This window comes from Xanthomonas sp. NCPPB 3570 (assembly GCF_056725115.1).
In genome coordinates this window covers 1,735,228-1,761,045 of sequence record NZ_CM161513.1, presented here as the reverse complement: position 1 = coordinate 1,761,045, position 25,818 = coordinate 1,735,228, and the positions used below count along the sequence as shown (strand labels likewise).

General features: G+C 70.3%; 23 protein-coding genes. 11 read left to right on the top strand and 12 right to left on the bottom strand.

Going from position 1 to position 25,818, the window contains the following annotated elements; genetic code table 11:
• Positions 1 to 4 precede the first annotated feature (4 nt).
• The 4 genes from AC1PLR_RS07735 to AC1PLR_RS07720 form a co-directional block, all read right to left on the bottom strand.
• A complete protein-coding gene (locus AC1PLR_RS07735; protein ID WP_010343499.1) occupies positions 5 to 394 on the bottom strand; it encodes an MAPEG family protein in 390 nt (129 codons plus the stop codon).
• Between the two features lie 43 nt (positions 395 to 437).
• Positions 438 to 1,025 (bottom strand): DUF4019 domain-containing protein, encoded by a 588-nt coding sequence (locus AC1PLR_RS07730; RefSeq protein ID WP_481103179.1) that lies wholly within the window; start codon positions 1,023 to 1,025, stop codon positions 438 to 440.
• A 63-nt stretch (positions 1,026 to 1,088) separates the two neighbouring features.
• Positions 1,089 to 1,376 (bottom strand): hypothetical protein, encoded by a 288-nt coding sequence (locus tag AC1PLR_RS07725; protein ID WP_010343497.1) that lies wholly within the window; start codon positions 1,374 to 1,376, stop codon positions 1,089 to 1,091.
• Between the two features lie 86 nt (positions 1,377 to 1,462).
• Positions 1,463 to 2,506, bottom strand: coding sequence for a COG3904 family protein (locus AC1PLR_RS07720; RefSeq protein ID WP_429002993.1), 1,044 nt, complete (start codon positions 2,504 to 2,506; stop codon positions 1,463 to 1,465).
• A gap of 208 nt (positions 2,507 to 2,714) precedes the next feature.
• On the opposite strand from AC1PLR_RS07720, the gene AC1PLR_RS07715 reads away from it, so the two are divergent.
• The 3 genes from AC1PLR_RS07715 to AC1PLR_RS07705 all read left to right on the top strand — a co-directional run bounded on the left by AC1PLR_RS07715 (position 2,715) and on the right by AC1PLR_RS07705 (position 6,316).
• Positions 2,715 to 4,187: a DNA-3-methyladenine glycosylase 2 family protein gene (locus AC1PLR_RS07715; protein WP_481103178.1), complete on the top strand. Its 1,473-nt coding sequence runs from the start codon at positions 2,715 to 2,717 to the stop codon at positions 4,185 to 4,187.
• Positions 4,184 to 4,711 (top strand): methylated-DNA--[protein]-cysteine S-methyltransferase, encoded by a 528-nt coding sequence (locus AC1PLR_RS07710; RefSeq protein ID WP_481103177.1) that lies wholly within the window; start codon positions 4,184 to 4,186, stop codon positions 4,709 to 4,711. Before AC1PLR_RS07715 ends, AC1PLR_RS07710 begins: the two co-directional genes overlap by 4 nt.
• Positions 4,712 to 4,882: 171 nt before the next feature.
• Complete coding sequence (locus tag AC1PLR_RS07705; RefSeq protein WP_481103176.1) at positions 4,883 to 6,316, top strand: chloride channel protein; 1,434 nt, start codon at positions 4,883 to 4,885, stop codon at positions 6,314 to 6,316.
• A gap of 164 nt (positions 6,317 to 6,480) precedes the next feature.
• On the opposite strand, the gene AC1PLR_RS07700 is transcribed toward AC1PLR_RS07705, so the two are convergent.
• Both AC1PLR_RS07700 and AC1PLR_RS07695 read right to left on the bottom strand, forming a co-directional pair.
• On the bottom strand, positions 6,481 to 6,666 hold the full coding sequence (locus tag AC1PLR_RS07700) for a 30S ribosomal protein THX (protein ID WP_010343492.1): 186 nt from the start codon (positions 6,664 to 6,666) through the stop codon (positions 6,481 to 6,483).
• A 111-nt stretch (positions 6,667 to 6,777) separates the two neighbouring features.
• Positions 6,778 to 7,191 carry a MerC domain-containing protein gene (locus AC1PLR_RS07695; protein WP_420007319.1) on the bottom strand — a complete coding sequence of 138 codons (414 nt, stop codon included), beginning with the start codon at positions 7,189 to 7,191 and terminating at the stop codon, positions 6,778 to 6,780.
• Positions 7,192 to 7,345: 154 nt separating this feature from the next.
• On the opposite strand from AC1PLR_RS07695, the gene AC1PLR_RS07690 reads away from it, so the two are divergent.
• Positions 7,346 to 9,418, top strand: a complete 2,073-nt coding sequence (locus tag AC1PLR_RS07690) for a TonB-dependent receptor (protein WP_481103175.1) — start codon at positions 7,346 to 7,348, stop codon at positions 9,416 to 9,418.
• Positions 9,419 to 9,473: 55 nt separating this feature from the next.
• Here AC1PLR_RS07690 and AC1PLR_RS07685 read toward each other — a convergent pair whose 3' ends face one another.
• Positions 9,474 to 9,806 (bottom strand): DMT family transporter, encoded by a 333-nt coding sequence (locus AC1PLR_RS07685; RefSeq protein ID WP_010343489.1) that lies wholly within the window; start codon positions 9,804 to 9,806, stop codon positions 9,474 to 9,476.
• Between the two features lie 355 nt (positions 9,807 to 10,161).
• Between AC1PLR_RS07685 and AC1PLR_RS07680 the strand changes: the two genes are divergently transcribed.
• The 4 genes from AC1PLR_RS07680 to AC1PLR_RS07665 all read left to right on the top strand — a co-directional run bounded on the left by AC1PLR_RS07680 (position 10,162) and on the right by AC1PLR_RS07665 (position 16,936).
• A complete protein-coding gene (locus tag AC1PLR_RS07680) occupies positions 10,162 to 12,552 on the top strand; it encodes a TonB-dependent receptor (protein WP_481103174.1) in 2,391 nt (796 codons plus the stop codon).
• Between the two features lie 344 nt (positions 12,553 to 12,896).
• Positions 12,897 to 13,730 carry a 2Fe-2S iron-sulfur cluster-binding protein gene (locus tag AC1PLR_RS07675; RefSeq protein ID WP_481103173.1) on the top strand — a complete coding sequence of 278 codons (834 nt, stop codon included), beginning with the start codon at positions 12,897 to 12,899 and terminating at the stop codon, positions 13,728 to 13,730.
• Positions 13,717 to 14,718, top strand: a complete 1,002-nt coding sequence (locus AC1PLR_RS07670; protein WP_481103172.1) for an FAD binding domain-containing protein — start codon at positions 13,717 to 13,719, stop codon at positions 14,716 to 14,718. Before AC1PLR_RS07675 ends, AC1PLR_RS07670 begins: the two co-directional genes overlap by 14 nt.
• Positions 14,719 to 14,740: 22 nt before the next feature.
• Positions 14,741 to 16,936, top strand: a complete 2,196-nt coding sequence (locus AC1PLR_RS07665) for a xanthine dehydrogenase family protein molybdopterin-binding subunit (protein ID WP_481103171.1) — start codon at positions 14,741 to 14,743, stop codon at positions 16,934 to 16,936.
• A 143-nt stretch (positions 16,937 to 17,079) separates the two neighbouring features.
• On the opposite strand, the gene AC1PLR_RS07660 is transcribed toward AC1PLR_RS07665, so the two are convergent.
• The 3 genes from AC1PLR_RS07660 to AC1PLR_RS07650 all read right to left on the bottom strand — a co-directional run bounded on the left by AC1PLR_RS07660 (position 17,080) and on the right by AC1PLR_RS07650 (position 20,090).
• Positions 17,080 to 17,685, bottom strand: coding sequence for a nucleotidyltransferase family protein (locus tag AC1PLR_RS07660; protein WP_481103170.1), 606 nt, complete (start codon positions 17,683 to 17,685; stop codon positions 17,080 to 17,082).
• Complete coding sequence (locus AC1PLR_RS07655; RefSeq protein ID WP_481103555.1) at positions 17,685 to 18,662, bottom strand: XdhC family protein; 978 nt, start codon at positions 18,660 to 18,662, stop codon at positions 17,685 to 17,687. Before AC1PLR_RS07655 ends, AC1PLR_RS07660 begins: the two co-directional genes overlap by 1 nt.
• 279 nt (positions 18,663 to 18,941) lie before the next feature.
• The gene (locus tag AC1PLR_RS07650) at positions 18,942 to 20,090 is read right to left on the bottom strand and encodes a winged helix-turn-helix domain-containing protein (protein WP_481103169.1); all 1,149 of its coding nucleotides are present in this window, start codon (positions 20,088 to 20,090) and stop codon (positions 18,942 to 18,944) included.
• Positions 20,091 to 20,295: 205 nt separating this feature from the next.
• Here AC1PLR_RS07650 and AC1PLR_RS07645 point away from each other — a divergent pair, with 205 nt between their 5' ends.
• Genes AC1PLR_RS07645 through AC1PLR_RS07635 form a run of 3 tightly spaced genes read left to right on the top strand, consistent with a single transcriptional unit; the run spans position 20,296 to position 23,077 of the window.
• Positions 20,296 to 21,177 carry a DUF2306 domain-containing protein gene (locus AC1PLR_RS07645; RefSeq protein ID WP_481103168.1) on the top strand — a complete coding sequence of 294 codons (882 nt, stop codon included), beginning with the start codon at positions 20,296 to 20,298 and terminating at the stop codon, positions 21,175 to 21,177.
• Positions 21,178 to 21,221: 44 nt separating this feature from the next.
• On the top strand, positions 21,222 to 22,301 hold the full coding sequence (locus AC1PLR_RS07640; RefSeq protein WP_481103167.1) for a sensor histidine kinase: 1,080 nt from the start codon (positions 21,222 to 21,224) through the stop codon (positions 22,299 to 22,301).
• Positions 22,298 to 23,077 carry a LytR/AlgR family response regulator transcription factor gene (locus tag AC1PLR_RS07635; RefSeq protein WP_152246704.1) on the top strand — a complete coding sequence of 260 codons (780 nt, stop codon included), beginning with the start codon at positions 22,298 to 22,300 and terminating at the stop codon, positions 23,075 to 23,077. The genes AC1PLR_RS07640 and AC1PLR_RS07635 overlap by 4 nt, the downstream gene beginning before the upstream one ends.
• A 102-nt stretch (positions 23,078 to 23,179) precedes the next feature.
• Here the strand turns inward: AC1PLR_RS07635 and rtcA are convergent, their stop codons facing one another.
• Both rtcA and AC1PLR_RS07625 read right to left on the bottom strand, forming a co-directional pair.
• Positions 23,180 to 24,199, bottom strand: a complete 1,020-nt coding sequence (rtcA, locus tag AC1PLR_RS07630) for an RNA 3'-terminal phosphate cyclase (RefSeq protein ID WP_481103166.1) — start codon at positions 24,197 to 24,199, stop codon at positions 23,180 to 23,182.
• Between the two features lie 96 nt (positions 24,200 to 24,295).
• A complete protein-coding gene (locus AC1PLR_RS07625) occupies positions 24,296 to 25,516 on the bottom strand; it encodes an RtcB family protein (RefSeq protein ID WP_481103165.1) in 1,221 nt (406 codons plus the stop codon).
• Positions 25,517 to 25,818 lie beyond the last annotated feature (302 nt).

Genomic DNA, 25,818 nt, shown 5'->3' with positions numbered 1-25,818 from the left:
GCGCTCAGAACAGCGCCCACACCAGTTGCAGGATCGCCCACAGCGACACCACCCACACCAGGCTGCGCACGTACGGCACGCCGGCCGCGTACAGCGGCACATAGGCCACCCGCGCCCACAGATAGATTTGCGCCGACAGCGCGGTGTGCGCATCGCCCCTGCCCAACGCGGCCACCGCCACCGCGGCGGCGGCGAAGAACGGGAAGGTCTCCAGGAAATTGCGCAGCGCGCGATCCAGGCGCCCGGCCACGCCGGCCGGCGGCGGTTGCGGCGCATCGCGTGCTCCCGCGTTCCACTTCAAGCCGCGCTGTGCGGTGACGAAGGCGGAGGCGAGCAGCAGTTGCGCGATCCCGAGCAGGATCGCCCAGGCCAGCATGCGGATTTCGGTGGGCATCGGAGCCTCGTCGGGAACAGGAAGATGGCGCGCAGCATGCCGTTCAATCGGGCATGGCGACGTGATAGCCCACCAGGCGCCAGGTCTTGTCCTCGTCCAGCCGCAACGACACCAGCTCGCGCACCGGCTGCGGCGCATTGGCGAAGCGGCTGGGGAAACTGATGTTGACGTAGGTGCCCGGCGGCACCTGCGAGCCGGCGGCGTACTGCACCCGCGCCACGCTGGCGACGCCGCGGCCGAGCAGCGTACCCAACCGCGCACGCGCGGCGTCGATCTCGCGCACGAATACTGCGCGCGTCACCGCCTTCTTCGCCACCGCCGAGGCGCCGTCCCACAGCTCGCCGGTGCGTCCGGCATCCACCAGTTGCGCGGCGCGCAGGCCGGCCTGCGCCATCTGTGCGTCCTGCTTGGCCAGCGGTCCAGGCGCGGGCGCGGCGGGGGCGGCATGGCGCGGCGCCGGTTTCGGCGCCGCCGCGGGCGCAGCAGCAGGTGTGGCGGGTGCCGCTGGCGGGGCAGTCGTCGGCGCGGGCGCAGGCGATGCCGGGGGCGCGTTCTGCGCGGAAGCAACGCTAGCAACGAAGCCCAGCAGGACGAGCGTGAGGCGAAACGGGACGGAGATGGACAAGGACATCGCTCGGCAGCGGCGGTGGCAAGGGCCGCAGTCTACGCGGCCTGTGCGGACCAGCGCAGCGGCCTACGGCGTCTCTTCGCCCGCCACGACCGCAGTCTCGCTCGCCACTGCCGCAGCCGCGGTCGGGGCGGCGTAGCGCTGCCGGTGCCAGGCGCGCCAGCTGGCCCACAGCGCCCAGGCGGTCGCCGCCAGCAGGGCGAGCAGACTCAGCAGCGAGCCGGTCCGCGCCAGCCAGGGCGCGTGCAGGCCGTTGGCGAGGTGCAGCAGCACCTCGGCGATCACGAAGCCGCCCAACGCCAGCAACGCCGGGGGCAGATACAGCCGCAGCATCAAGCGGGTTCCGGCGGCCATGCGCGCGCTCCGGGATGGAATGTGGCGACGCTAGCCCCGCGTCCATGCCCGCCACGTGAATGGGCCGGACGCACTGCGGCCGCCGTTCAGGCGCCGGGCGAGGCCAGCGGCAGTGTCGCCACGTCGATCTCCGACAGCGGACTTTCCGCCGGGCAGGCCTGGTCCGGGAATCCGAAGCGCTGCTTCAGCGCCTGGCCGCAGGCGGTCAGGCTCTCCAGGTCCACGTCTTTTTTGGTCTTGCACTCCTGGTCGAAGGCGACCAGGAACGCATCCTTGCGCCGCACGAAATCGTCGCCGCACTTGCGCAACTGCTTGATCCGCTCCAGGTCGTCCTGCACCGCGTTGGTGCCGTCGAGCCCGTACTGCTTGAGTTCGTCGCTGCTGAGCAGGCGCAGGCTGCGGTTGGGCACGGTCATCATCAGGTCGGCCACCGCCACCGCCACGCCGTTGCGCTCCAGGTAGTCCTTGACGTTGCCGTAGACCTCCTGCAACTCGCGGTTGAGTTCAGCGCGCGAGGTCGCGGTGGAGCTGATCCGCATCATCCGGTGGATGCCGACCTTGCCGGAGATCAGCCGGTTGTCGCCGGCGGCCAGCACGAACACGCAGGCGCTGTGGCAGACCGAACCTTCGCGCACCCACACGGTCCAGCCGGATTCGCCGATCGCATCGCCGGCGCGGATCGCCGCCTCGACCTGGCCGCCGCTGGAATCGAGGTCGAGCACGCGCTTGCCGATGCCGGTCTGCCTGGCCACCTCGGCCAGGCGCCGCACCATCTCGGCGAAGCCGGCGTTAATCTTGCCGACATAGCGCACCCGCATCAGCCCGCGCTCGCGGCACGGCGCCAGCGCCGCTTCCACCGCTGGCCGATCCAGCCCGGCCAGCGGCTGGCCGTCGCCGGCCTCGGCGGCATAGTCGGTGTCGCAACTGACGAAGGCCTCGCCGTTCTCCAGGGTGGCCTCGTCCCAGGCCTGAGGGTCGCGCTTGGGCGCGACCGCGTGCGGCGGTGGCGTCGGCGGCGCGCCGATCGAGACCATGTGCTCGCCGTCGGCGGAGGGGCTGTCGGCGACGGTGCGTGGTGCCGACGCCGGCTGCTGCCCGCAGGCCAACAGGCCCAGGCAACACAGCGACAACCAGCAGAGTCTGAACGGAGCAGCCAAGCGCAGGATCCACGGCAACCACGGAACGCAGGCGCAAGGCGCCCGCCGACCTAGTCTAGTGCCGCAGCGCGGAGCGTCCCCAACTGCGCCTAAACCGCGGGCGCCGCGGCCATGTCACGGCGCCAGCATTGCTGTCCGAAAACGGCCAGTGCGCCGTGCCGGGGCCGACTAGACTGGCGCCATGCCTGCCCTCGCCGCCACCGATCACGCCCTCTACGACCGCGCCCGCCAGTCGCGCGATGCGCGCTTCGACGGTGTGTTCTTCACTGCGGTGCGCAGCACCGGCATCTACTGCAGGCCGGTCTGCCCGGCACCGCCGCCCAAGCGCAGCAATGTGCGCTACTACCCCAGCGCCGCGGCCGCCGCGGCCGCTGGCTACCGACCGTGCCTGCGCTGCCGTCCCGAACTGTCGCCGGAAGCACAGCAGCAAGTAGGCGAAGAGGCGGTGCGGCGCGCACTGGCGCTGATCGCCGAGGGCGCGCTGCAGGACGCCAGCGTTGCCGCGCTGGCCGCCGAACTGGGGATCAGCGCGCGCCAGTTGCAGCGCCTGTTCGTGGCCCAGCTTGGCGCCACCCCGGCGGCGGTGCACGCCACCCGGCGCCTGTTGCTGGCCAAGCAACTGCTCACCGAGACCGCCTTGCCGATCACCCAGGTGGCGCTGGCGGCCGGCTTCAACAGCCTGCGCCGCTTCAACGCCGCGTTCCTCGACGGCTGCGGCATGCCGCCCTCGGCGATCCGCAAGCAGCGCGCCGAGAGTCCCGGTGGCGATCTGGTGCTGCGCCTGGGCTATCGGCCGCCGCTGGACTTTCCGGCGATGCTGGCGTTCCTGCGCAAGCGCGCGATCCCCGGCATCGAACGCATCGGCGAGGCCAGCTACGAGCGCGTACTCGGCCCCTGCGAGGCGTCCACGCGCATCCGCGTCGAGGCCGATCCGCAGCGCCACGAACTGCGCCTGCACATCGCCGCGGCCGATCCGCGCGCCATTCCCGACATCGTGCGGCGGATGCGCCGGGTGTTCGACCTGGATGCCGACCTGCGCGCGGTGCATGCCACGCTCGGCGACGATCCGCTGCTGGCGCGCGCCATCGCGCGGCGCCCCGGGCTGCGCGTGCCCGGCGGCTGGGACGGGTTCGAAGTGGCGGTGCGCGCGGTGCTCGGCCAGCAGGTCAGCGTGGCCGGCGCGGCGACCCTGGCCGCGCGCCTGGTCGAGCGCCATGGCGCCGCGCGGCCCGGCCAGCCACCGGGGCTGGACCGCGCCTTCCCGAACCCGCAGGCGCTGCGCGACGCACCGCTGGAAGCGATCGGCCTGCCGCGCTCGCGGGCGGCGACGATCCGCGCGCTGGCGCAGGCGGTGCTGGACGGCCGCCTGTCCTTCCGTGCCGGCCAGCGCCTGGACGACTTCGTCGCCCACGCCATCGCCTTGCCCGGCATCGGCGCCTGGACCGCGCACTACATCGCGCTGCGCGCGCTCGGCCAGCCCGACGCCTTCCCCGCCGGCGACCTGGTGCTGCAACGCATGCTCGGCGAAGGCGGCGCACGCCTGAGCGAACGCGCCACCGAGGCGCGCGCGCAGGCCTGGCGGCCCTGGCGCGCCTACGCGGTGCTGCACCTGTGGCACCTGGCCAACGACCCTCCCGAGGAGACCCGCGCATGACCGCGCCCCCGCTGTCCTACGACCGTTTTGACACCCCGATCGGCATGCTCACCGTCGCGGTCGGCGCCGACGGCGTGCGTCACATCCTGTTCCCGGAGAACCGCTACGACGCCCGCGGCCGTGCCGACTGGGTGCACGATCCGGCGCCGGTGCGCGCCGCGCGCGAGCAACTGCTGGCCTACTTCGCCGGCGAGCGCGAGCACTTCGACCTGCCGCTGGCGCCGCACGGCACCGACTTCCAGAAGCGGGTGTGGCTGGCACTGGCCGAGATCCCGTTCGGCGCGACCTGGAGCTACGCGCAACTGGCGCAGCATGTGGGCCAGCCGCGCGCGGTGCGTGCGGTCGGCGCCGCCAACGGCCGCAACCCGCTGCCGATCGTGCTGCCCTGCCATCGGGTGATCGGCGCCAACGGCGCGCTCACCGGCTTCGGTGGCGGCCTGCCGACCAAGGCCGCACTGCTGGCGCTGGAGCGGCGCGAAGGCGATGGCACGGCCGCCGGCACCATGGCGCCGCTGTTCGGCTGAGCGTGTCGGCCATGCGGCGGCGCAGATCGACGTCCATTCCTCGCTTGAACCACCTACTCGGTCTCCCTGCCGCGCCCGACGACGTCGATCCGCCAGCGCTGCGCTGAGCGCCACGGCAACGGCCGCGGCGCGCCGGCGTCCTGCCAAGGCAACGCGTGCGACAATAGACCAATGCACTCGCCCGATTCCGCGCAACCGCCGCGCCTGCGCCATCGTCTGCGCCCGCTGATCTCGCAGGAGAGCTGGAAGCAGCGCGCCGTGCTGTGGGGCGGCGCGGTGGCGGTGGCGCTGGTCTCCATCGTCTTCGCCAAGGCCAGCGACGCCGCCTTCCATCTGTTCCAGCGGATCATCGGGCATTCGCCGTGGTGGGCGCTGCTGCTGACCCCGAGCGTGTTCGCCCTGCTGGCCTGGCTGACCAACGGCGCACTGCGCCCCACACGCGGCAGCGGCATCCCGCAGGTGATCGCCGCGCTGGAACGTCCCGACGACGGCTTTCGCCAGGCCAATCTGTCGCTGCGCGTGTCCGCGGGCAAGCTGATGCTGACCACGATGGCGCTGTTCGGCGGCGCCTCGATCGGCCGCGAAGGCCCGACCGTGCACGTCGGCGCCAGCCTGATGTACGTGTTCGGGCGCTGGTTCGGCTTTCGCGATGCTCGCCAGGCCAGCCATTTCCTGCTGGCCGGCGGCGCTGCCGGCATCGCCGCGGCGTTCAACACGCCGCTGGCCGGCGTGGTGTTCGCCATCGAGGAACTGAGCGGGCGCTTCGAGCACCACTTCTCCGGCACCCTGCTGACCGCGGTGATCGTCGGCGGCGTGATCTCGCTGGGCCTGCTCGGCGACTACACCTACTTCGGCCGGGTCGCCACCGCCGGCCTGCCGCTGGGCAAGGCGTGGCTGGCGATCCTGCTGTGCGGCGTGGTCGCCGGCCTGCTCGGCGGCGCCTTCGCGCGCATGGTGCTGCTCACCGTCGCCGGCAAGCCGCGCTGGCTGGGCGAACTACGCCGGCGCCAGCCGGTGCTGCTGGCCGCGCTGTGCGGTCTGGCGCTGGTGCTGCTGGGCCTGATCTTCGGTACCGGCGCGTTCGGCACCGGCTACGAGCAGGCGCGCAGCCTGGTGCAGGGGCACGCCAGCGTCGGTCACGAATTCGGCCTGATGAAACTGCTGGCGAACCTGGTGTCCTACGTCGCCGGCATCCCCGGCGGCCTGTTCTCGCCGGCCCTGGCGGTCGGCGCCGGGCTGGGCCACAACCTGGCCGTGCTGATGCCGGGCGTGGACCCGCGCATCTTCGTGCTGCTGGGCATGTGCGCCTATCTCACCGGCGTGACCCAGGCGCCACTGACCTCGGCGGTGATCTCGCTGGAACTCACCGACAGCAGCGACATGCTGCTGCCGATCCTGGCGACGGTGCTGATCGCCCGCGGCGCTTCGGCGCTGGTCTGCCGCACGCCGATCTACCGCGGCCTGGCCGAGCTGTTGCTGGTGGCGCCGCCGCCGGCGCCCACGCCGCCCGCGGAAGAGGAAACGCCGACCTCGCTGGTGGCCGACCTGGCCGGCAGCGACCACGACGACCGCGACGACCACCCCACCGCGCCACGCCCGCACTGACTGGCGGCGCGCGTGCCGGCGCTGGTGCGATCGGGAAGCGCGCTGCCACTGCCGCTCCCGCCGCAAGACCGCCGCCGGCCGCCTGGCGGCGACGGTCAGGGATCACACGGACATAAAAAAACGCGGCGCAAGCGCCGCGTTCTTCGTCGCACCCGGTGGCTGGCTCAGCCGGCCTTGGCGACCGTCTTCTTGGCCACGGCCTTCTTCACCGCCGGCGCCTTGACCACCGACTTCTTCGCGGCCGGCGCGGCAGCGCCCACGGCCACCTTGCTCACGCTGTGCGAGCGCGAATTGCCGTAGCTGGCGTTGTAGCGCTTGCCCTTGGCGGTCTTGCGGTCACCCTTACCCATGCTCATCGACTCCTGAATGTATGTGCGAAAACCCCCGCGCGATGCACGGGGTTTGGCGAGGCCAACGCGGTCGGCGCCCTCGCGCAAGGGCGGCAAGCCTACCACGTGCGCTCAATGGACGCAGCTTGCGTCGTGCACGTGGCCGTGGTTCAGGCGCAGGTTGAGCAGGTGGGCCAGGCCGACCAGGGTACCGCCGAAGGTCATGATCGCCGCATGCGGCGCCACGGCATGATGCAGCGCCGGCACCAGCAGCCCGGCCCACAGTGCCAGCAAGCCGAGGATGAGCAATCCCAGCGCCTGCCACACGCGATGCCGGCGATAGCCGAGTACCAGGCTGAACAGGCCCAGGCAGGTCACGAAAAGCACCAGCGTGCGCTCCACGCCGTCCCCCAGCCACATCGACAGGCCCAGCGAAGGCAGCACCGCCAAAGCCAGCGGCAGCACCGCGCAATGCACCGCGCACAGCAACGAACCGGTGGCGCCAAGGCGGTCGAGCGCGGCGCGCAGATCGAACGGTGAGGACATGACGGTCGGCACGGGTTGAAAGTGTTACGGAATAATATAACATTCGGCCGCCGGCGACCAGCGCGTCCCGTGCCTCTTCCTCGACCGTCCGCCGCCATTGCGCGGCGCCGGTGGTGCGCGCGTCGCCCCGAATGTCCCTCCTGATGGAATGCCCATGCCCGCTCCCCGTCCTGCCCTGCTCCGCCGTTCCACCCTGTCCCTGGCTCTGCTTGGCCTGCTGAGCCCGTCGCTGGCCCTGGCCGCCGACCCTGCCGCCACGACGACCGCGGCCGATGCCACGCCGCCGGCGAGCGACAGCCGCCACGGCGCCGGCCACAGCCAGGACCGGCACGTGAAGGACATGGACCAGGTGGTGGTGACCGCCAGCCCGCTGCGCGATGCCGCCGGCGCGCTGAGCCAGCCGGTGGACGTGCTCGCCGGCGAGCGCCTGGACGAGAACCGCGGCGCCAGCATCGGCGAGACCGTGGCCAGCCTGCCGGGCGTGCAGAGCTCCAATTTCGGCCCCGGCGTGGGCCGGCCGATCATCCGCGGCCTCGACGGCCCGCGCGTGGCGGTGCTCAACGACGGCCTGTCCTCGCAGGACGTGTCCACGGTCAGCCAGGATCATTCGCCGGCGGTGGAATCGTTCCTGGCCGACCAGATCGAGGTGCTGAAAGGTCCGTCCACCCTGCTGTACGGCTCCGGCGCCATCGGCGGCGTGGTCAACGTGGTCGACGGGCGCATCGCCGAGACCCCGGTCGACGGCGTGCACGGCCGTGCCGAGGCGCGCTGGGAGGGCGGCGACAAGAGCGGCAACACCGACATGTTCCGCGTCGATGCCGGCAACGGCAGCGGCCTGTCGATCCACGCCGACGGCGTGTACCGCAACCTGAAGGACTACGACACGCCGCAAGGCCCGCAGCTCAACTCGTTCGTCAAGTCCAAGGTCGGCTCGATCGGCAGCTCGCTGGCCGGCGACTGGGGCTTCGTCGGCGTGTCGGTCTCGCGCTTCCGCGACGACTACGGCAACCCGGGCGAACCCGGTGACCCGGCTGCCGGCGAGCGCGGCGTGTCGCTGCAGTTGCACCAGGACCGCTTCGAGCTTAAGGGTGCGCTGAACGATCCGTGGGGCGACGGCAGTGCGCTGCGCTACAGCTTCGGCCACACCGCCTACACCCACACCGAGTTCGAGGGCGCGGAGGTCGGCACCAAGTTCGACAAGCGCGCCAACGAAGGCCGCGTGGAGGCCTCCTTCGGCCTGGGCGGCGGCTGGCAGACCGCGGTCGGCGTGCAGGGCAGCGACTCGACCTTCCAGGCCATCGGCGAAGAAGCCTTCGTGCCGAAGACCGATACCCGCGCCATCGGCGTGTTCGCGCTGGCGCGCAACAGCTGGGACCGCGTGCAGGCCGAAGTCGGTGCGCGCGTGGACAAGACCAAGTACGAGACCGACACCGGCGTGGACCGCGACTTCACCCCGAAGAGCCTGTCGCTGAGCGGCGGTTTCCGCTTCAACGAGCAGTGGCGCCTGACCGCCAACCTCGACCACGCCGAGCGCGCCCCGGCCGAGGAAGAGCTGTTCGCCAACGGTCCGCACATCGCCACCCTCGCCTACGAGATCGGCAACCCCGACCTGAAGACCGAAAAGGCCAACCAGGCCGAACTGGGGCTGATCTTCAAGAACGACTGGGTGGATGCGAAGGTCTCCGGCTACTACAACCGCTACGACGACTTCATCTACATCGTCGACACCGGCGGCCAGTGGTACCACGAGGAGGACAACGACTTCCTGCCGATCCGCCAGTGGACCCAGGCCGATGCGATCTTCCATGGCTTCGAAGGCGAGGCCACCTTCCACCTGGCCGACAACGACAGCGGCGCCTGGGACCTGCGCGTGTTCGGCGATACCGTGCGTGCGCGGCTGAAGGATGGCGGCAACCTGCCGCGCATCGCACCGGCGCGCTACGGCGCGCAGCTGCGCTGGGACGCCAGCCACTGGCGCGCCGCGCTGGGCGCCACCCGCTACCAGAAGCAGGACAAGGTGGCGGTCAACGAGACCCCGACCGCCGGCTATACCCTGGTCGATGCGCACCTGGCCTATCACGTCGATGCCGGCAGCACCGCCTGGGAAGTGTTCCTGGACGGCAATAACCTGACCAACCAGGACGCGCGCGTGCACACCTCGTTCCTCAAGGACGAAGTCATGCTACCCGGCCGCAGCGCCTCGTTCGGCGTGCGCCTGTTCTTCTGATCGAGCACATTCGCCGCTGGGTAAGGAGGCCGCCTTCGGGCGGCCTTTTCTTTGGCTAATGCGGCGCGCTGCGCGAGAACACGTTGATCACCACCACGCCGGCGACGATCAGCGCCATGCCGACGATCGCCGGCGGATCCAGCGCCTGGCCGAACCGCCACCACGCCAGCAGCGAGATCAACACGATGCCGATGCCCGACCAGAGCGCATAGGCCACGCCCACTGGCACGCTGCGCAGGGTGAGAGACAGCAAGTAAAAGGCAATGCCATAGCCGCACAGCGCCAGCAGCGTCGGCCACAGCCGGGTGAAGCCTTCGCTGGCCTTCAGCGCCGAGGTCGCGACCACCTCGGCGAGGATGGCCACCAGCAGGAACAGCCAGTTCTTCATTGCAACACGCTCTTGCATACACGCGCGCCACGATAGCAAGTGGCACGTGGTGAGGATGGCGACGGCCGTTCTCCCGGCTGCACATGTGCCACCGTGCAGGCACAGGCGAAGCGGCGCCACGCTGCGCAGCTCATGCCGTGCATGGCGGTGCGATGGCGGCCTGCGTGGGCAACCTGTCACGCAAACCTCGTCCTTACCGCGCTGCACAACAGCCCAAGCGCTGGACGGCGTTACAAAGGGCGCCGCGCGTCGCCCCCTGCTTCGCGCCGTACCGGCCGATACGACGCGGCCGCGCGCTGCACGCGCGTGCCGCATCCCGGCCGATCGTTCCGAATGAAGAAAGGAGAGATTCTTCATGCATCTTGCGCCGCTTCGTCATCTGCTGCCCCTGTCCATCGCCGCCGCCCTGCTCGCGTCCCCCGCGCTGGCGCAGACCGCCAACGCACCCGCTGCGCCGGCCACGCAACCCGACGCCACCACCCTGGATACCGTGGTCGTCAGCGGCACTGCGCGCTTCAGCGGCTTGCGCAAGCGCGATGCGAGCTTCTCGATCACCACCGCCACACCCGAACAGATCCAGCAGGCGGTGCCGCAGAGCAGCGCCGACCTGCTGAAGATCGTGCCCGGCGTGTGGGCCGAGCCCAGCGGCGGCGGCACCGGCGCCAACATCTTCGTGCGCGGCATGCCGTCGGAAGGCGATGCGCCGTTCGTCACCTTCCAGCTCGATGGCGCGCCGCTGTTCCCGCCGCCGACCCTGTCGTTCCTGGAAAACTCCACGCTGTTCCGCACCGATGACACCATCGAACGCATGGAAGTGCTGCGCGGCGGTTCCAGCCCGATCTTCTCCAACGGCCAGGCCGGCATCACCGTCAACTTCATCCAGAAGAAGGGCCAGGACGAGCCGGAGGGCAGCGTGCGCCTCACCGGCGGCAGCGACGCCCTGCGCCGCATCGATCTGTTCAACAGCGGGCCGATGGGCAACGGCTGGTACTACAGCATCGGCGGCTTCTTCCGCGAGACCGACGGCGTGCGCGACCCGCAGTTCCCCGCCGACAAGGGCGGCCAGTTCAGCGCCACCCTGAGCAAGCGCTGGGACAGCGGCGAGCTGTCGTTCTATGCGCGCCATACCGACGACAACAACGCCTTCTACACCGCGATCCCGCTGCTGTCGCGCAACAACGGCAGCGACCTGTCCAGCTTTCCCGGCCTCGACGCGCAGCACGGCACTCTGCTGAGCAACGACTTCCGCAACGTCACCCTGCCGGTCGGTCCCAACGGCCAGACCATCCGGCGCGACCTCGGCGACGGCCGCGGCGTCAACATCGACGTGTTCGGCGGCGAGCTGAACTGGCAGCTGGGCGACTGGACCCTGGCCGACCGTTTCAACGTGATGGGCGGCACCGCGCCGACCTATGCGTTGTTCACCGGCGACGCGCCGCAGCGGCTGGGCGACTTCATCGCCGGCTACGGCAGCAGCGGCAGCGCGCGCTACACCAATGGCGGCGGCGCGGTCGATCCGAACCAGCAGGTGCTGGAAGCCGGCTGGTGGTCGGTGGACAAGCGCCTGAACTCCTTCACCAACGATCTGCGCCTGAGCCGCACGCTGTTCGCCGGCAACACGCTCACCGTGGGCAGCTACTACGCCCGGTACACCTCCAACGACACCTGGTACCTCGGCAACACCATGCTGCTGACCGCGCAGAACCATGCGCGGCGCATCGACGTGACGCTGGACGATGGCCGCCAGCCGACGCGCGACGGCTTCACCAGCACCGCCTTCCTGGCGCTGCGCGCGCATTACGAGGGCGAGAACGCCGCGGTGTTCGTCGCCGACGAATGGGAACTGGACGAGCGCCTGCGCCTGGACCTGGGCGTGCGCTATGAGCGCCAGCGCGTCACCGGCACCGTGCACGACACCGCCACCGTGGACCTGGACGGCAATCCGGCCACGCTCTACGACAATGCCACCTCGATCTCGCTGCCAGGCGCGCGGCGCATCGACCAGGACGACAACGCGCTGTCGTGGACGGCCGGATTGAACGTCAAGCTCGACGCGCACAACAGCGTGTTCGCGCGGGTCAATTCCGGGGTCAAGTTTCCCGGCTTCGACAACCTGCGCGACGGGCAGACCAAGGTGCAGGACATCCGGCAATACGAACTGGGATTGAAGTCGGGTGCGGCCAACTACGATCTGTACCTCACGGCGTTCTACAACACCTTCAAGAATTCGCCGTTCCAGGCGTTCCTGGCCAACGGCAGCAACTTCACCACGGTCGGCGATTCGCGCGCCTACGGCCTGGAGGTGGAAGGCGCGATCCGCCCGTTCGGCGGCTTCGAACTAGCCGGGACGGGGGTGTGGCTGGACGCGAAGTACCGCAACTACCGCGAATACACCGGCAACCAGGTCATGCGCCAGCCCAAGCGCCAGTTCCGGCTGACGCCGAGCTACTACTGGATGCTGCCGTTCGGCGACCTGCGCGTGTTCGCGACCTATTCCTACATCGGCGAACGCTACGCCGACCTGGCCAACAGCCAGCGCCTGCCGTCCTACGACATGCTCGACGTCGGTGCCAGCCTGCACAGCGGCGAGCACTGGGAGTTCACCGTCAGCGGCAGCAACGTGACCGACACGCTGGGCCTGACCGAAGGCAATGTACGCGTGCCCGGCGCGGCCACCGGCGGCGTGTTCATGGGCCGCCCGATCGCCGGCCGCCAGTATCAGGTGTCGGTGGCGTATCGCTGGTAGCGCCTGCCGCATCGCAGACGCACGCGACGCCATCACGCCACCGGCATTGCGTGGCGCCCGCCACGACAGGCGTAATCGGCCGCCTGTCGTGGCGGCAATCGCATCTGCAGGAGCGCATGCACGCGCATCCGGTCCGGCACGTCCACCCGTCCGCATCACTGCCCCGACACCCTCCCTTCGCGTTCTCTTCGCAATCCCTTCGCGGTCCCGCCGCGATGCTCGCGCTCGGGTGCCGATGCGTGCCCGCACGTCGGCGTCGCGATGGCGGCGCCGCTACCCAGGTCGATTCGCTCCATGCTGCGCCACGGCGCGCGCGGTGGCGGTCCCCCAGGCAGGAGAGACCGATGCAGCATGACCCTCACCGTTCCGAGGCCGCGTCCGGCGCTGCCGACAGCGCGCGCGACACCCCATTGAGCGAGGACGAGGCCGCGCTGGCGCGTCGGCTCGGCATCAACGGCCTCTCGCGCCGCGAATTCCTCGCCCTGCTCTCGGCCGCCGGCCTCAGCAGCGCCGGTGGGCAGATCCTCTTCAGCGAGGCCGCGTTCGCCGCCCCCGTCGCCAAGGCCGCGCCGCCGCAGAACGCGGTGCCGGTCGTCCTCGAGGTCAATGGCCAGCGCCACGCGCTGCAGCTGGATCCACGGACCACCTTGCTGGACGCGTTGCGCGAACACCTGGCGCTGACCGGCACCAAGAAAGGCTGCGACCACGGCCAGTGCGGTGCCTGCACGGTGATCGTCGACGGCGAGCGCCGGCTGTCCTGCCTGACCCTGGCGGCACAGGCCGAAGACACGCAGATCACCACCATCGAGGGCCTGGCCGACGGCGAGCGACTGCATCCCATGCAAGCCGCGTTCGTGCAGCACGACGGGTTCCAGTGCGGCTACTGCACCCCTGGGCAGATCTGCTCGGCGGTGGCGCTGTTGAACGAGATCAAGCGCGGCGATGCCAGCCACGTCAGCGCTGACGTCAGCCGACCGGTCACCGAACTCAGCGACGCCGAGGTGCGCGAGCGCATGAGCGGCAACATCTGCCGCTGCGGCGCCTACCCCAAGATCGTCGCCGCCATCCAGGACGTGCACAGCGGCGGCGCACCGCGGCCGCTGACCTGGCGCTATGTCGACCAGTCCGAACTGACCGCCCTGAAGATGGCGAAGGAGGTGGCCGATGACGCCGTTTAAGTACCAACGCGCGACCTCGCCGGAGGACGCGGTGCGCCGTGTCGCCGCCAACCCGAACGCACGCTTCCTCGGCGGCGGTACCAACCTGCTCGACCTGATGAAGGAAGGCGTGACCAGTGCCGACGAGATCGTCGACCTGACCCGGCTCAAGGGCCTGGCCGAGATCGCCGAAACCGCCGACGGCGGCCTGCGCCTGGGCGCGCTCGCCAACAACACGCAGACCGCCAACCATCCCTTGGTGCGCCAGCGCTACCCGTTGCTGAGCCAGGCGATCCTGGCCGGGGCCACGATGCAGCTGCGCAACATGGCCAGCAACGGCGGCAACCTGCTGCAGCGCACGCGCTGCGGCTACTTCTACGACACCGCCCTGCCCTGCAACAAGCGCGAACCGGGCAGCGGCTGCGGCGCGCGCGAGGGGCTCAACCGCACCCACGCGATCTTCGGTCACAGCGCGCACTGCGTGGCCGTACATCCGTCGGACATGTGCGTGGCGCTGGCCGCACTGGATGCGACGGTGCAGGTGCGCACGCCGGCCGGCACCCAGCGCGAGATCCCGTTCGCCGAGTTCCACCTGCTGCCCGAGACGCACGCCGATGTCGACAACCAGCTCGCGCACGGCGAACTGATCGAGTCGATCACCCTGCCGGCGCCGGGGTTCGCCGCGCATAGCCACTACCTGAAGGTACGCGATCGGGCCAGCTACGCATTCGCACTGATCTCGGTGGCCGCGGCGCTGGCGCTGGAACCGGACGGGCGCATCCGCGAAGCGCGCATCGCCATGGGCGGGGTGGCGCACAAACCCTGGCGCGCGCGCGCCGCCGAACGCGCGCTGGCGGGCCAACACGTCGGCGAGGCCGCCTTCGCCGCCGCCGCGCAGGCCGAGATGGCCGCGGCACGGCCGCTGGCGCACAACGCCTACAAGATCCCGATGGGCACGCACGCGATGATCCGCGCCCTGCACCGCGCCAGCGGCAGCGATGCCGCGTGAGCGACCAACCGGAGAACCGGCAATGAACTACATCGGCAAGGAAATGCGCCGCGTCGACGGCTTCGCCAAGGTCACCGGCAAGGCGCGCTATGCGGCGGAGTTCCAGATCCCGCATCTGGTCCACGGCTACATCCTCACCAGCACCATCGCCAAGGGCCGCATCGTGCGCATCGACACCCGCGCCGCCGAGGCCGCGCCGGGCGTGATCAAGGTGCTGACCCACCTCAATGCGATCAAGCCGGTCTCCGATGCGGTCAAGAAGAAGGGCGAAGACCTGTCGTTCCGTGCCCTGGTAGACGACCGTATCCATTTCAACGCACAACCGATCGCGGTGGTTGTGGCGGTCACCTTCGAGCAGGCACGGCATGCGTCGCGGCTGATCCAGGTGGAGTACGCCACCGAGGCCGCGCACACCGATTTCGACGCACTGCTCGGCCAGGCGCACGATCCGACCCCGGAAGAGTCGCCGAAGCCGCGCGGCAACCCGACTGCCGCGTTCGCCGCCGCGCCGGTGAAGCTGGAGGCCGCGTACACGATGCCGGTCGAGCACCACAACCCGATGGAACCGCACGGCGGCATCGGCTACTGGATCGGCGACACCCTGACCGTGGTCAACAAGAGCCAGAACGTCTACCAGGACCGCGAACAGCTGGCCGGCTATTTCGGCATTCCGGTGGACAAGGTCAACGTGGTCTCGCTGTTCGTCGGCGGCGCGTTCGGCTCCTGCCTGCGTCCCAACTACTACACCTTCCTACTCGGCGCGGTCTCCAAGGCGGTCGGCCTGCCGGTGAAGATCGTCTACACCCGGCGGCAGATGTTCAGCGGCCATGGCTACCGCCCCTACTACCGCGTGGAACTGGGGCTGGGCGCCGACGCCGCCGGCACGCTGCAGGCGATCCGCTACCGGCACGTGCTCAACACCTCGCGCATCGAGGCGTTCAACGAGGCCTTCTTCCGCAATGCGCGCTCGCTGTACGCCTGCCCCAACGTGGAGGATCGCTTCGAGGTGGTGGAGACCGACCTGCCGACGCCCCAGGCGATGCGCGCGCCCGGCACCATCAGCCAGATGTTCGGCATCGAGTGCGCGATGGACGAACTGGCCTATGCGCTGAAGATGGACCCGTTGCAACTGCGCCTGGCCAACTACGCCGAGACCGATCCGGAAACCGGCAAGCCGTTTTCGAGCAAGGCGCTGCGCGAGTGCTACGCGCTCGCCGCCGAGACCTTCGGCTGGAGCAAGCGCACGCCCGAGCCGCGTTCCATGCGCGATGGCCGCCTGCTGGTCGGCTGGGGCATGGCCACCGGCACCTGGGCGTCGATGCAGATGCCGGCGCTGGCACGGGTGGTGCTGAAGGCCGACGGCAGCGCCCGGGTCGGCAGTGCCACCTCCGACATCGGCCCCGGCACCTACACGGTGATGACCCTGATCGCCGCCGAGTATCTGGGTATCGACGCCAAGCGCGTGCAGTTCGAACTGGGCGACACGCGCCTGCCCAAAGCACCGGCGCAGGGCGGCTCGTGGACCACCGCCAGCGTCGGCAGCGCGATTCACGGCGCGGCGCGCGAGATCCGCGGCAAGCTGCTGGAACTGGCCAGGCAGGATGGGCAGGCGGCATTCAGCGGGCTGGACGTGGATGCGGTGGAACTGGTCGACGGCCAGTTGCGCCCTAGCGGCAAGCCCGAGGCCGGCCTGGAAGTTGCCAAGTTGATGCGCCAGCACGGCCTGCAGGAACTGGAGGTGGTGCACGAATCCAAGCCCTCGGCCGAGCGCAAGCAGTACGCCACCGCCGCGCACGGCGCGCAGTTCATCGAGGTCAAGGTCGATCCGGACACCGGCATGGTGCAGGTGACGCGGGTCATCGAAGCCACCGCCTGCGGCAAGATCATGAATCCGCTGACCTCGCACAGCCAGGAAATCGGCGGCGTGGTGATGGGCATCGGCATGGCGCTCAGCGAAGGCACCGAGATCGACCACCGCTACGGGCGCATGCTCAACGCCTCGCTGGCCGACTATCACGTGCCGGTCAACGCCGACGTGCACGAGATCCAGACCATGTTCGTCGAAGAGGACGACACCATCGTCAACCCGCTCGGGGTCAAGGGCATGGGCGAGCTTGGCATGGTCGGCATTCCCGCGGCCATCGCCAATGCCGTGTTCCACGCCACCGGCAAGCGCATCCGCGACTTACCGATCACCCCGGACAAGTTGATCGGCTGAGTGCGATCGCCGCGTTTGCGCGCAGTTTGCTCTCGTAGGAGCGGCTTCAGCCGCGACAGGCATTCCCGATAACGCCTGTCGCGGCTGAAGCCGCTCCTACAAGGCTAGCGTCGGTCGCCGCAACACCGCGCCCGATGCAACCGTTACGGATCCAGCCATCCCTTCGACACCGCCGCTTGTACGTCCTCCGGCGTGTCCAGGTCCAGCGCCAACGCCGGCGCGACGATGCAACCTAGGCTGTCCGGCGCCAGCGTCGCGAACAGCGCGCGCAAGCCCTGGTCGCCGCCCAATGGCAGCGTGCGCCAGCGCTGTTGCGCCACCACCGCCGGCATCCCGCGCACGCCGGCGTAGGCGCTGACCGCACAACCGGACGCGGCCCGCGCGGCCGCCGCCAGCAGAGCCTGCAGATGCACCGCTGTCAATGCCGGCTGGTCGCAGCCGAGCACCAGGCTGCGGGCGATCGTGGCATCGTCGCGTACCGCCGCACGCAGGCAGTCGAGACTGCCGCCCATGCCGGTGTCCCATTGCGGATTGCGCACGCATTCCACCGGAAGCCCCTGCAGCAGCGGGTGCAGCGCCTCGGCCTGTGCGCCCAGCACCACCACGCAGCGCGCCGGCGCCGTGGACAGGGCCAGACGCACGACCCGTCGCAGCAGCGGTTCGCCCTCGCTGGTCAGCGTCTGCTTGGGGCGGCCGAGGCGGCGGCTGCCGCCGGCGGCCAGGATCAACGCCGCGTGCGCCTGCGCCATCAGCCGCTGCCTTCTGCCAGCAATGGCCGCACCACCGCCACCGCATCGCGCGCCGATCGCCGCAGCGACCTGTCGCCTGCCTGCGCGACCGAGCTCAGCCGTGGCGGCGCCACCCGGCTGGCCTGCAATTGCGCGGCAATGCTCAACGCGATCGCCTCCGCACCGTTGCCGCCCAGGCGCAGCCCAATCGGCGAATGCAGCCGCGGCGAGAGCTGCGCACGTTGCGTCGGACTCAGCAGGCGGAACAGGTCCTCGCGCCGCCGCACCGGTCCCAGCAGGCCGAGGAACGGGATGGCGCTGCCGGCCAGCGCATCCAGCGCTTCGCGATCCAGCTCGAAATGGTGGTGCATCACCAGCGCCGCATCGCTGTCGGCGCAGTCGGCCAACCCGCGCGTCGGCGTGCAGGCAAGCGCGCGGTCGGCCAGCGCCGCCAGTGCGGCCCAGCGCGGCCGCTGCTCGACCAGAGTGGTCATCCAACCCAACTGCCGCAGCAAGGGCAGCAGCACGGCGGTTTCCGGGCCGGCGCCGAAGACGCTGACCCGCGGCGGCGGCGGCACGTGCACCTCGCCAAAGCGCGGCGACGTCGCAGACACCATGCGCCACGGCAGGCGCCACCGCGACGTCTGCCCGGCCACACTGGCGACAAAATCGCCATCGGCCTGCAGCGCCAGGGTCAAGCCACCGCGCCCCTGCAGCCAGGCCTGGGCCAATGCGTCGAAACCGGGCAAGGCGTGCAGCGGCAACAAGGCCAGGTGCAAGCGCCCCCGGCAACCGGCTGCCGAGCCGGACAGCAGGTCTTCGTCCTCGCGCGTATCGATCTCCATCCACGCCGGCGTCGCGGCGTCGGCGGCCTCCGCGGCGCAGCGCGCGATCTCCGGCTCCAGGCAACCGCCGCTAAGCCAGCCCTGCTGCGCACCATCGGCGCCGAACAAGGCCATCGCGCCGGCGTGCGCGTAGGTGGAGCCTTCGCGGGCCATCGCCACGGCCAACACCGCGGGCGCACCACGGCGGCAGGCGTCGAGCGCATCTTGCAGACAGTGGCGGGCAGCGGACATGCGGCGGCCAGGCGAAGGGGGGAATCCGGAGCCTAAGCGGCTGCCTGTGGTCGCGAGGTGACCCCGACGATTATTCGCGGCGCCGGCAGCGCAAGGAAATCGGGGATGCCCAACACAATGCCTGCAACCGACGCTGTGTGGCGGACGCAGGTGCCGCCAGCGCTCGCCGCCAGCAGGCGATACCTCCGCGGCGACGGCCCGCTACGCCAGGTGGAAGCGCTCGAAGCGCTGCAAGGCCGCGTCGATCGTCGCCTGCAGCGCCGCGCGTCGCGGCGCCAGCCAGGTCCATTGCTGGATCAGCAGGCGGCCGGCGCGACGGTCCATCTTCAAATCGAGCGCGGCGACGATGCGGTCGCCGACCAGCACCGGCAACGCGAAGTAGCCCAGCACCCGCTGCGGCGCCGGCACATAGGCCTCGAAGCGGTGGGTATAGTCGAAGAACTGCTGCAGCCGCTTGCGCTGGATCACCAGCGGATCGAACGGCGACAGCAGCAGCGCCCGCGTCGGATCCGGCGGCGGCGGTGTACTGTCCAGCAGCTCCGGCTCGGCCCACAGGGCCACGCCCTCCTGGCCCTGCAGATGCATCGGGACCAGGCGCTTGCGTGCCACTTCCGCGGCGATCAACGCCCGCACCGCAGGCTTGGCGGCGGTCTCGCCATAGCAGATCGACTCCACACCGACGATGCCCTGCGCGCTCAGCGCACGCTGCAGCAGGTAACGCGCGTACTGCGCGTCGCTGACCGCACGCGGTCGCTGCCGCCAGCCGAAATGCCGCGTCGCCAGCTCGTAGGTCTTGAGCATGCCGCTGCGCTGGCTGATCACCAGGTCGCCACTGAAGAAACCGTACTGCAACGCGGCCCGCGAGGGCTTGCGGCTGCCCCAGGGGTGGGTCTTCTCGACCAGCACCTCGTCGTCGATGTCGCGGATCGACAACGGCCCCTCGTTGCGGATGCGCCGCAACAGCCGCGCATAGTCCTGCGCATCCACCGTGCCCCTGGCGTCGGCCTGTGCACGTCGGCGCGCCATCTGCGCCACGTACATGCGGTAGTCGGCGACCGGCACGTAGGCCAAGGCATGGGTCCAGTACTCGAACAGCGACTTGTCCTGCGACTGCGCCTGCTCCAGGTCCTGCTCGCGGTACTCGGGAATGCGCGTATACAGCACGTGGTGGTGGCTGCGCGCGATCACGTGGATGGTATCGATCTGCACATAGCCCAGGTGCGCGGTGGCCTGCCGCACGGCCTCGGCGCCGCTGCCGAACGGCGCCGGCGTGGTCAGGCGCTGCGCATGCAGCCACAGCGCACGCGCCCGGTCGGGCGCGATCGGGACGGAAGCGACGGGAGTGCGCATCGAAACGACCTTCCTGGCAATGCGGTAGCGCCCATGAGGATAGCAACCGGATTGCGCAATGCGGACCGCGCTGCATCCGTCGCGGTGCGTTTCGTCGGCACATGCCGCACTTCATCCGCCGCGGCCGCCACCGGTCCGATCACGCAGGCGCGGCAGCGCCGCACTGTCGACACTGCGTGTCACCGCCACCGCTGCGCACGCCGCCATGTCCTCGATCCTCTCCACCCCGCACCACCCCGCCCCCGGCGCGCCGCACCTGGCGAGGCCGGCGCAGCCGCACGCCGGGCGAGGCTGGGCGACACGCCTGCTGCGTGGTGCCGCAGCGCTGTGGATGAGCATCGCCATCGGCGGTCAGCTCGCCTTTGCCGCCTATGTCGCCGGCTTCTACGGACGCACCGCGCTGGCCGGCACACCCGAGCGCTGGAACCAGGTGATGGCGCGCGGCCATGTCGCCGGCGACACCGTGTTCAATGCGGTACTGGCGCTGCACCTGGGCCTGGCCGTGGCGATCGTGCTCGGCGGCGCAGCGCAGTTGCTGCCGGCGTTGCGGCGCAGGCGTCCTGGCCTGCATCGCTGGAACGGACGCATCTACCTGGTCTGCGCCGTCGTGCTCAGCCTGGGCGGACTGGCGATGATCTGGATCCGCGGCGGCGTCGCTGGCGACCTGGGGCAGCATCTGGGCACCAGCGCCAATGCGGTGCTGATTCTGCTGTGTGTGGCCATTGCCTGGCGCCACGCCCGCCGCGGCCAGTGGCCGGCGCACCGGCGCTGGGCGCTGCGCCTGTTCCTGGCCGTCAGCGGCGTGTGGTTCTTCCGGATCGGGCTGATGGGCTGGCTGGCCCTCAACCAGGCACCGGTCGGCTTCGATCCGGATCGGTTCGTCGGCCCGACACTGACCGCCCTGGCGTTCGCGCAGTCGTTGCTGCCGCTGGCGGTGCTGGAACTGTATCTACGCGCGCTCGACAGTCGCCGCAGCGGACCGCAGTGGTTGGCGGCCGTGGTGCTCGTCGCGATGAGCGCGGCCACCCTGATCGGCACCCTCGCCGCGGTCGCAGGGATGTGGTGGCCGGTGCTGCGGCAAGCCTGAGCCGCCACCTCGCCGAACGCTCGGGCTCCGGTATGCTCGCGGCCATGTCGCCTCCGTCTCCGCTCTCCGCATCGCCGCGCGCGCCCGCGCTGCTGACCTGGGCGCGCATCGTGCCGGTGTTCCTGGTCTCCGGCATGCTCGGCCTGCTGATGAGCCTGAGTTGGGAAACTCCCCTGCCGGTCCTGGTCCGTAGCCTCATGCTGGGCGCGGCCGCACTGGCTGCGTACACGCTATTCGAGCGCTGGCCACACCGGCTGCCACGCTGGCTGGCGCGCTGGGCGCTGCAGGTGGCCGGCGTCGCACTGGCGATCCCGACAACGACCCTGCTGATCTACCTGGGCTCCACCCGAGCCGGTGCGCCGCCGTTCTGGCAGGACCCGGATCGGCTGTCCGGCTTCGCTACGCTGACTATCGTCGGCGTGCTGATCGCGCCATGGATGGCCCTGGCCGCCCTGGTCCGGCAGAAAGACGCCCTGGCCCGGCACCAGGCGCTGGCGTTCGCGCTGGAGCGCAGCGAACTGGAGCGCGAGGCACTGGACGCGCGCCTGCAGCTGTTGCAGCGCCAGGTCACGCCGCATTTTCTGTTCAACACCCTGGCCAACGTGCAGGCGCTGATCGATGTCGGGTCGCCGCGGGCCGCAGACCTGATGCGCAGCCTGACCGCCTACCTGCACGCGGCGGTGCCGCGCCTGCACGAGGCCACCAGCACGGTGGGCGACGAGCTGGCGCTGGCGCGCGCCTACCTGGAACTGATGCACATGCGTATGCCCGACCGGCTGCACTATGCGATCGACGCCGAGGACGCCGTGCAGGCAGTGCGCTGCCCGACCCTCGCCGTGCTGACCCTGGTCGAGAACGCGGTCAAGCATGGCATCGATCCGTCCGAGGAAGGCGGCAGCATCGCCATTCGCGCCTGGCGCAGCGGCGAGCGCTGCCATCTGCGTGTGGAAGACAGCGGCGCCGGCGAGGGCGACGGCCGCGGCGGGCTGGGCACCGGCCTGCGCACCTTGCGCGACCGCCTCGCGCTCGGCTTCGGCGATACGGCGCAGCTGCAGTTGCGTCCGCGCCTGCCGCACGGCACCTGCGCCGATCTCAGCCTGCCGATGACGGTACCGCCCCGATGATCCCGCCCACCGCGCTGATCGCCGACGACGAACCGCTGCTGCGCGAGGCCCTGCGGTGTCAGCTGGGGCGTTTGTGGCCCGAATTGCGGATCGTCGCCGAGGCGCGCAACGGCCGCGAGGCGGTGCGCCTGTTCGAGGAACATGCGCCGCAGATCTGCCTGCTCGACATCCAGATGCCAGGCCTGTCCGGCGTGCAGGCCGCGCAGCAGATCGGCCGCCGCGCGCATCTGGTGTTCGTCACCGCCTACACCGACTATGCGGTGCAAGCGTTTGCCGAAGGTGCGCTCGACTACCTGGTCAAGCCGGTGCAGGACGCGCGTCTGGCCGATACCGTCGCGCGGCTGCAACAGCGCCTGCAGGCCGCACAACCGGCGGCCGACCTCAGCGAGCAACTGTTGCGCCTGGCGCAGCGGCTGCGCCCACCCGAGCGCCCGGCCCCACTGCGCTGGCTGCAGGCACAGAGCGGCAGCAGCGTGCGCCTGATCGCCGTGGAGGCCATCGACTATCTGCGCTCGGACAGCAAGTACACCAGCGTGGCCTGGCGCGATCCGGACGGACAGGCGTGCACCTCGATCGTGTCCACGCCGCTCAGGGACCTGGCCGCGCAACTGGATCCGGATGACTTCCAGCAGGTGCACCGCTCGGTGGTGGTCAATCGCCGCGCGATCCTGCACGTGGTGCGTGGCGACAACGAGACCGCACAGATCCACCTGCGCGGCCGCGCGGAGACGCTGCCGGTCAGCCGCAGCTACCTGCCGCTGTTCCGGGCGATGTAGGGCCGCCGCGCCGGCTGCGACTGCAAGCACAGGTGCGGCGACAGCGACGACAGCGACGACAGCGACGACAGCGTCCATCGCGGCAGATGCCAGCCCCCATGGTCAGCTGGACACGACCACCCGCCACTGCCGCGCATCCACCTGCTCCCAGGCGATCTCCACCGGCAGGAACTTCTCGATCAGGCGGGCATTGCTGGACAGGTGCGCGCTGACCGTATCCGTGGTGAAGGCGCCGCCACCGGCCAACGCCATCGGCAACAGCAACTGGTCGGCGAGGTGTTCGCCGACGCAGGCGCCGCTGTCGAGGTAGCGGCGCACCTGCGCCGCCAGGCGTTCGCCGACCTGCTCGGCAGAGACGCCGCGCTCGCCGTGACCGGCGAACACCTCCACGTGCGCCGCATGCCGCACCCGCACCAGCGCGGTGTTGCCCGGGCCCAGCGCCGGACGCACGCTGTGCACGTGGCGCGGATTGGCGTCCACGCCAAGTCGCTCGGCCAGCACCGCCAGTTCGCGCCGGCCGATCTTGCCGGACAGGCCCGAGACCAGCACCTGCGCCTCAATCGCCTGCAGTTCGCCGCGCGCATCGAAGTCCACCTGCCGCAACTGCGCACAGGACGCGATGCTGGCCCGCAGCGCGCCGCCGCCGGCCGGATAGAAGCCATGCCGGTCCAGCGTCAACGTCGCAGCCACGCCCAGGCGCTGCAGCGCCGGCAGCCAGGTCTCGGCGAGGAAATCGGCGCAGGGCGCCAGCGGATTGTGGGTGCCGCCCTCCAGGGTCAGACGCGACGGCGCAGCGGCGCGCCACAGCGCCGGCAGCACCGTCTGCAACACCAGCGTGGTCGAGCCAGCACTGCCGGTGGCGAACTGATAGTCGCCAGGCACCACCGTTCCCGGCTCGAACCGCAGTGTGGTCGCGCCGATCTGCGCCCCGTGCGTGCGCGCCTGGCCGATCGTGGCCGCCGCGACGACCGCGGTCAGGTGCTGGCGCATCAGGCCCGGGCGCGGACGTGCGCCACGGATGTTGCTGAAGGTGAAGCCGGTCCCGGTGCACAGGCTCAGCGTCAGCGCGGTGCGCAGCAGTTGCCCGCCGCCCGCCGCACCATCGAGTTCGATCATGTCCATTGCAAAGCAATCCATCGTTGAAAACGCCCGTGCGGGCCAACCCGCGCGGACGATCGGCGCCGACCGACCGCAGTGCATGCCGGCCGGCACCTGTGACTAGCCCTTGACGCACACCACCTGCCGCAGCGTGTGCACGATGTCCACCAGGTCGCGCTGCGCGGCCATCACCGCCTCGATCGGCTTGTAGGCCGCCGGCGACTCGTCCACCACGTCCTGGTCCTTGCGACACTCCACATGCGCGGTGGCCTTGACGTGCTCGTCGACGCTGATGCGGCGACGCGCCTCGGTGCGGCTCATCACCCGGCCGGCCCCATGGCTGCAGCTGTGGAAGCTGTCGGCATTGCCCAGCCCCCGCACGATGAAGCTCTTGGCGCCCATGCTGCCCGGAATGATACCCAGCTCACCCTTGCGCGCGCTCACCGCGCCCTTGCGGGTCACGAACACGTCCTTGCCGAAGTGGTGCTCGCGGCTGACGTAGTTGTGGTGGCAGTTCACCGCCTCGGCCTGCGCCTCGAACGGCTTGGCGATCACCGTGCGGACCGCCTCGACCACGCTGCGCATCATGATCTCGCGGTTGATCCGCGCATAGCGCTGCGCCCAGTCCACCGCGAACACGTAGTCCCCGTAGTACTGGCTGCCTTCCGGCAGATAGGCCAGGTCCTGGTCCGGCAGGTTGATCATCCAGCGCCGCATTTCCTCCTTGGCGAGCTGGATGAAGTGGTTGCCGATCGCATTGCCGACGCCGCGCGAGCCGGAGTGCAGCATGAACCAGACCCGCTGCGCCTCGTCCAGGCACATCTCCACGAAGTGGTTGCCGGTGCCGAGGGTGCCGAGATGCTGCAGGTTGTTGGTCTTGCGCAGGCGCGGATGACGCTCGCAGATCAACGCGAAGTCGCTGGCCAGCTGCGCCCAGCCGTCCACCGCCGCGCCCGGCGGCGTCTGCCACGCACCCTTGTCGCGCGCGCCGGGCGTGCGCCCGTGCGGCACCGCACGCTCGATCGCGCTGCGGATCGGCGCCAGGTTGTCCGGCAGGTCGCTGGCGACCAGCGAGGTGCGCGCGGCGATCATCCCGCAGCCGATGTCCACACCCACCGCGGCCGGCACGATCGCGCCGATGGTCGGCACCACCGAGCCCACGGTCGCGCCCTTGCCCAGGTGCACGTCCGGCATCACCGCGATCCAGCGATGGATGAAGGGCAGCTTGGCCATGTTCTGCAGCTGCTGGCGCGCCTCGTCCTCCAGCGGCACGCCGCGGGTCCACAGCTTGATCGGCGCCGCTCCCGGCTGCGCGATGACGTCGTACTGCTCGGTGTTCATGGTGTTGCTCCTTGTGTAACGCATGTTCAAAGAAAAAAAGCGCGGTGACGAGGGAGGGTGGAACCTTCCGCATGGCGCCACTGACGCCGTGCGGCCGGGGCTCGAACCCGACCCTTAAAGGGCTACCAGATGGAGTTCCACCTGCATTCACCGCAAAACCAACGCATCGCCTCACGCGGCAAGTCCATACGCGGAACGATCGCTCTACCGCTGAGCTACCGCCATAGGGCGGGCGGGATTCGAACCCGCGACCGATGGAGTTCCGCCTGCATCCGCCAGGCAACGCGCACAACAGGACCGAC

Excerpts from the sequence above, each read along its gene's own strand:
- AC1PLR_RS07675 (WP_481103173.1), top strand. The coding sequence starts at position 12,897 with ATGCAGCATGACCCTCACCGTTCCGAGGCCGCGTCCGGCGCTGCCGAC.
- AC1PLR_RS07635 (WP_152246704.1), top strand. The coding sequence starts at position 22,298 with ATGATCCCGCCCACCGCGCTGATCGCCGACGACGAACCGCTGCTGCGC.
- AC1PLR_RS07645 (WP_481103168.1), top strand. The coding sequence starts at position 20,296 with ATGTCCTCGATCCTCTCCACCCCGCACCACCCCGCCCCCGGCGCGCCG.
- AC1PLR_RS07685 (WP_010343489.1), bottom strand. The coding sequence starts at position 9,806 with ATGAAGAACTGGCTGTTCCTGCTGGTGGCCATCCTCGCCGAGGTGGTC.
- AC1PLR_RS07690 (WP_481103175.1), top strand. The coding sequence starts at position 7,346 with ATGCCCGCTCCCCGTCCTGCCCTGCTCCGCCGTTCCACCCTGTCCCTG.
- AC1PLR_RS07670 (WP_481103172.1), top strand. The coding sequence starts at position 13,717 with ATGACGCCGTTTAAGTACCAACGCGCGACCTCGCCGGAGGACGCGGTG.
- AC1PLR_RS07710 (WP_481103177.1), top strand. The coding sequence starts at position 4,184 with ATGACCGCGCCCCCGCTGTCCTACGACCGTTTTGACACCCCGATCGGC.
- AC1PLR_RS07650 (WP_481103169.1), bottom strand. The coding sequence starts at position 20,090 with ATGCGCACTCCCGTCGCTTCCGTCCCGATCGCGCCCGACCGGGCGCGT.
- AC1PLR_RS07665 (WP_481103171.1), top strand. The coding sequence starts at position 14,741 with ATGAACTACATCGGCAAGGAAATGCGCCGCGTCGACGGCTTCGCCAAG.
- AC1PLR_RS07725 (WP_010343497.1), bottom strand. The coding sequence starts at position 1,376 with ATGGCCGCCGGAACCCGCTTGATGCTGCGGCTGTATCTGCCCCCGGCG.
- AC1PLR_RS07640 (WP_481103167.1), top strand. The coding sequence starts at position 21,222 with ATGTCGCCTCCGTCTCCGCTCTCCGCATCGCCGCGCGCGCCCGCGCTG.
- AC1PLR_RS07680 (WP_481103174.1), top strand. The coding sequence starts at position 10,162 with ATGCATCTTGCGCCGCTTCGTCATCTGCTGCCCCTGTCCATCGCCGCC.
- AC1PLR_RS07660 (WP_481103170.1), bottom strand. The coding sequence starts at position 17,685 with ATGGCGCAGGCGCACGCGGCGTTGATCCTGGCCGCCGGCGGCAGCCGC.
- rtcA (WP_481103166.1), bottom strand. The coding sequence starts at position 24,199 with ATGGACATGATCGAACTCGATGGTGCGGCGGGCGGCGGGCAACTGCTG.
- AC1PLR_RS07730 (WP_481103179.1), bottom strand. The coding sequence starts at position 1,025 with ATGTCCTTGTCCATCTCCGTCCCGTTTCGCCTCACGCTCGTCCTGCTG.
- AC1PLR_RS07715 (WP_481103178.1), top strand. The coding sequence starts at position 2,715 with ATGCCTGCCCTCGCCGCCACCGATCACGCCCTCTACGACCGCGCCCGC.
- AC1PLR_RS07705 (WP_481103176.1), top strand. The coding sequence starts at position 4,883 with ATGCACTCGCCCGATTCCGCGCAACCGCCGCGCCTGCGCCATCGTCTG.
- AC1PLR_RS07700 (WP_010343492.1), bottom strand. The coding sequence starts at position 6,666 with ATGGGTAAGGGTGACCGCAAGACCGCCAAGGGCAAGCGCTACAACGCC.
- AC1PLR_RS07695 (WP_420007319.1), bottom strand. The coding sequence starts at position 7,191 with ATGTCCTCACCGTTCGATCTGCGCGCCGCGCTCGACCGCCTTGGCGCC.
- AC1PLR_RS07655 (WP_481103555.1), bottom strand. The coding sequence starts at position 18,662 with ATGGCCCGCGAAGGCTCCACCTACGCGCACGCCGGCGCGATGGCCTTG.
- AC1PLR_RS07735 (WP_010343499.1), bottom strand. The coding sequence starts at position 394 with ATGCCCACCGAAATCCGCATGCTGGCCTGGGCGATCCTGCTCGGGATC.
- AC1PLR_RS07625 (WP_481103165.1), bottom strand. The coding sequence starts at position 25,516 with ATGAACACCGAGCAGTACGACGTCATCGCGCAGCCGGGAGCGGCGCCG.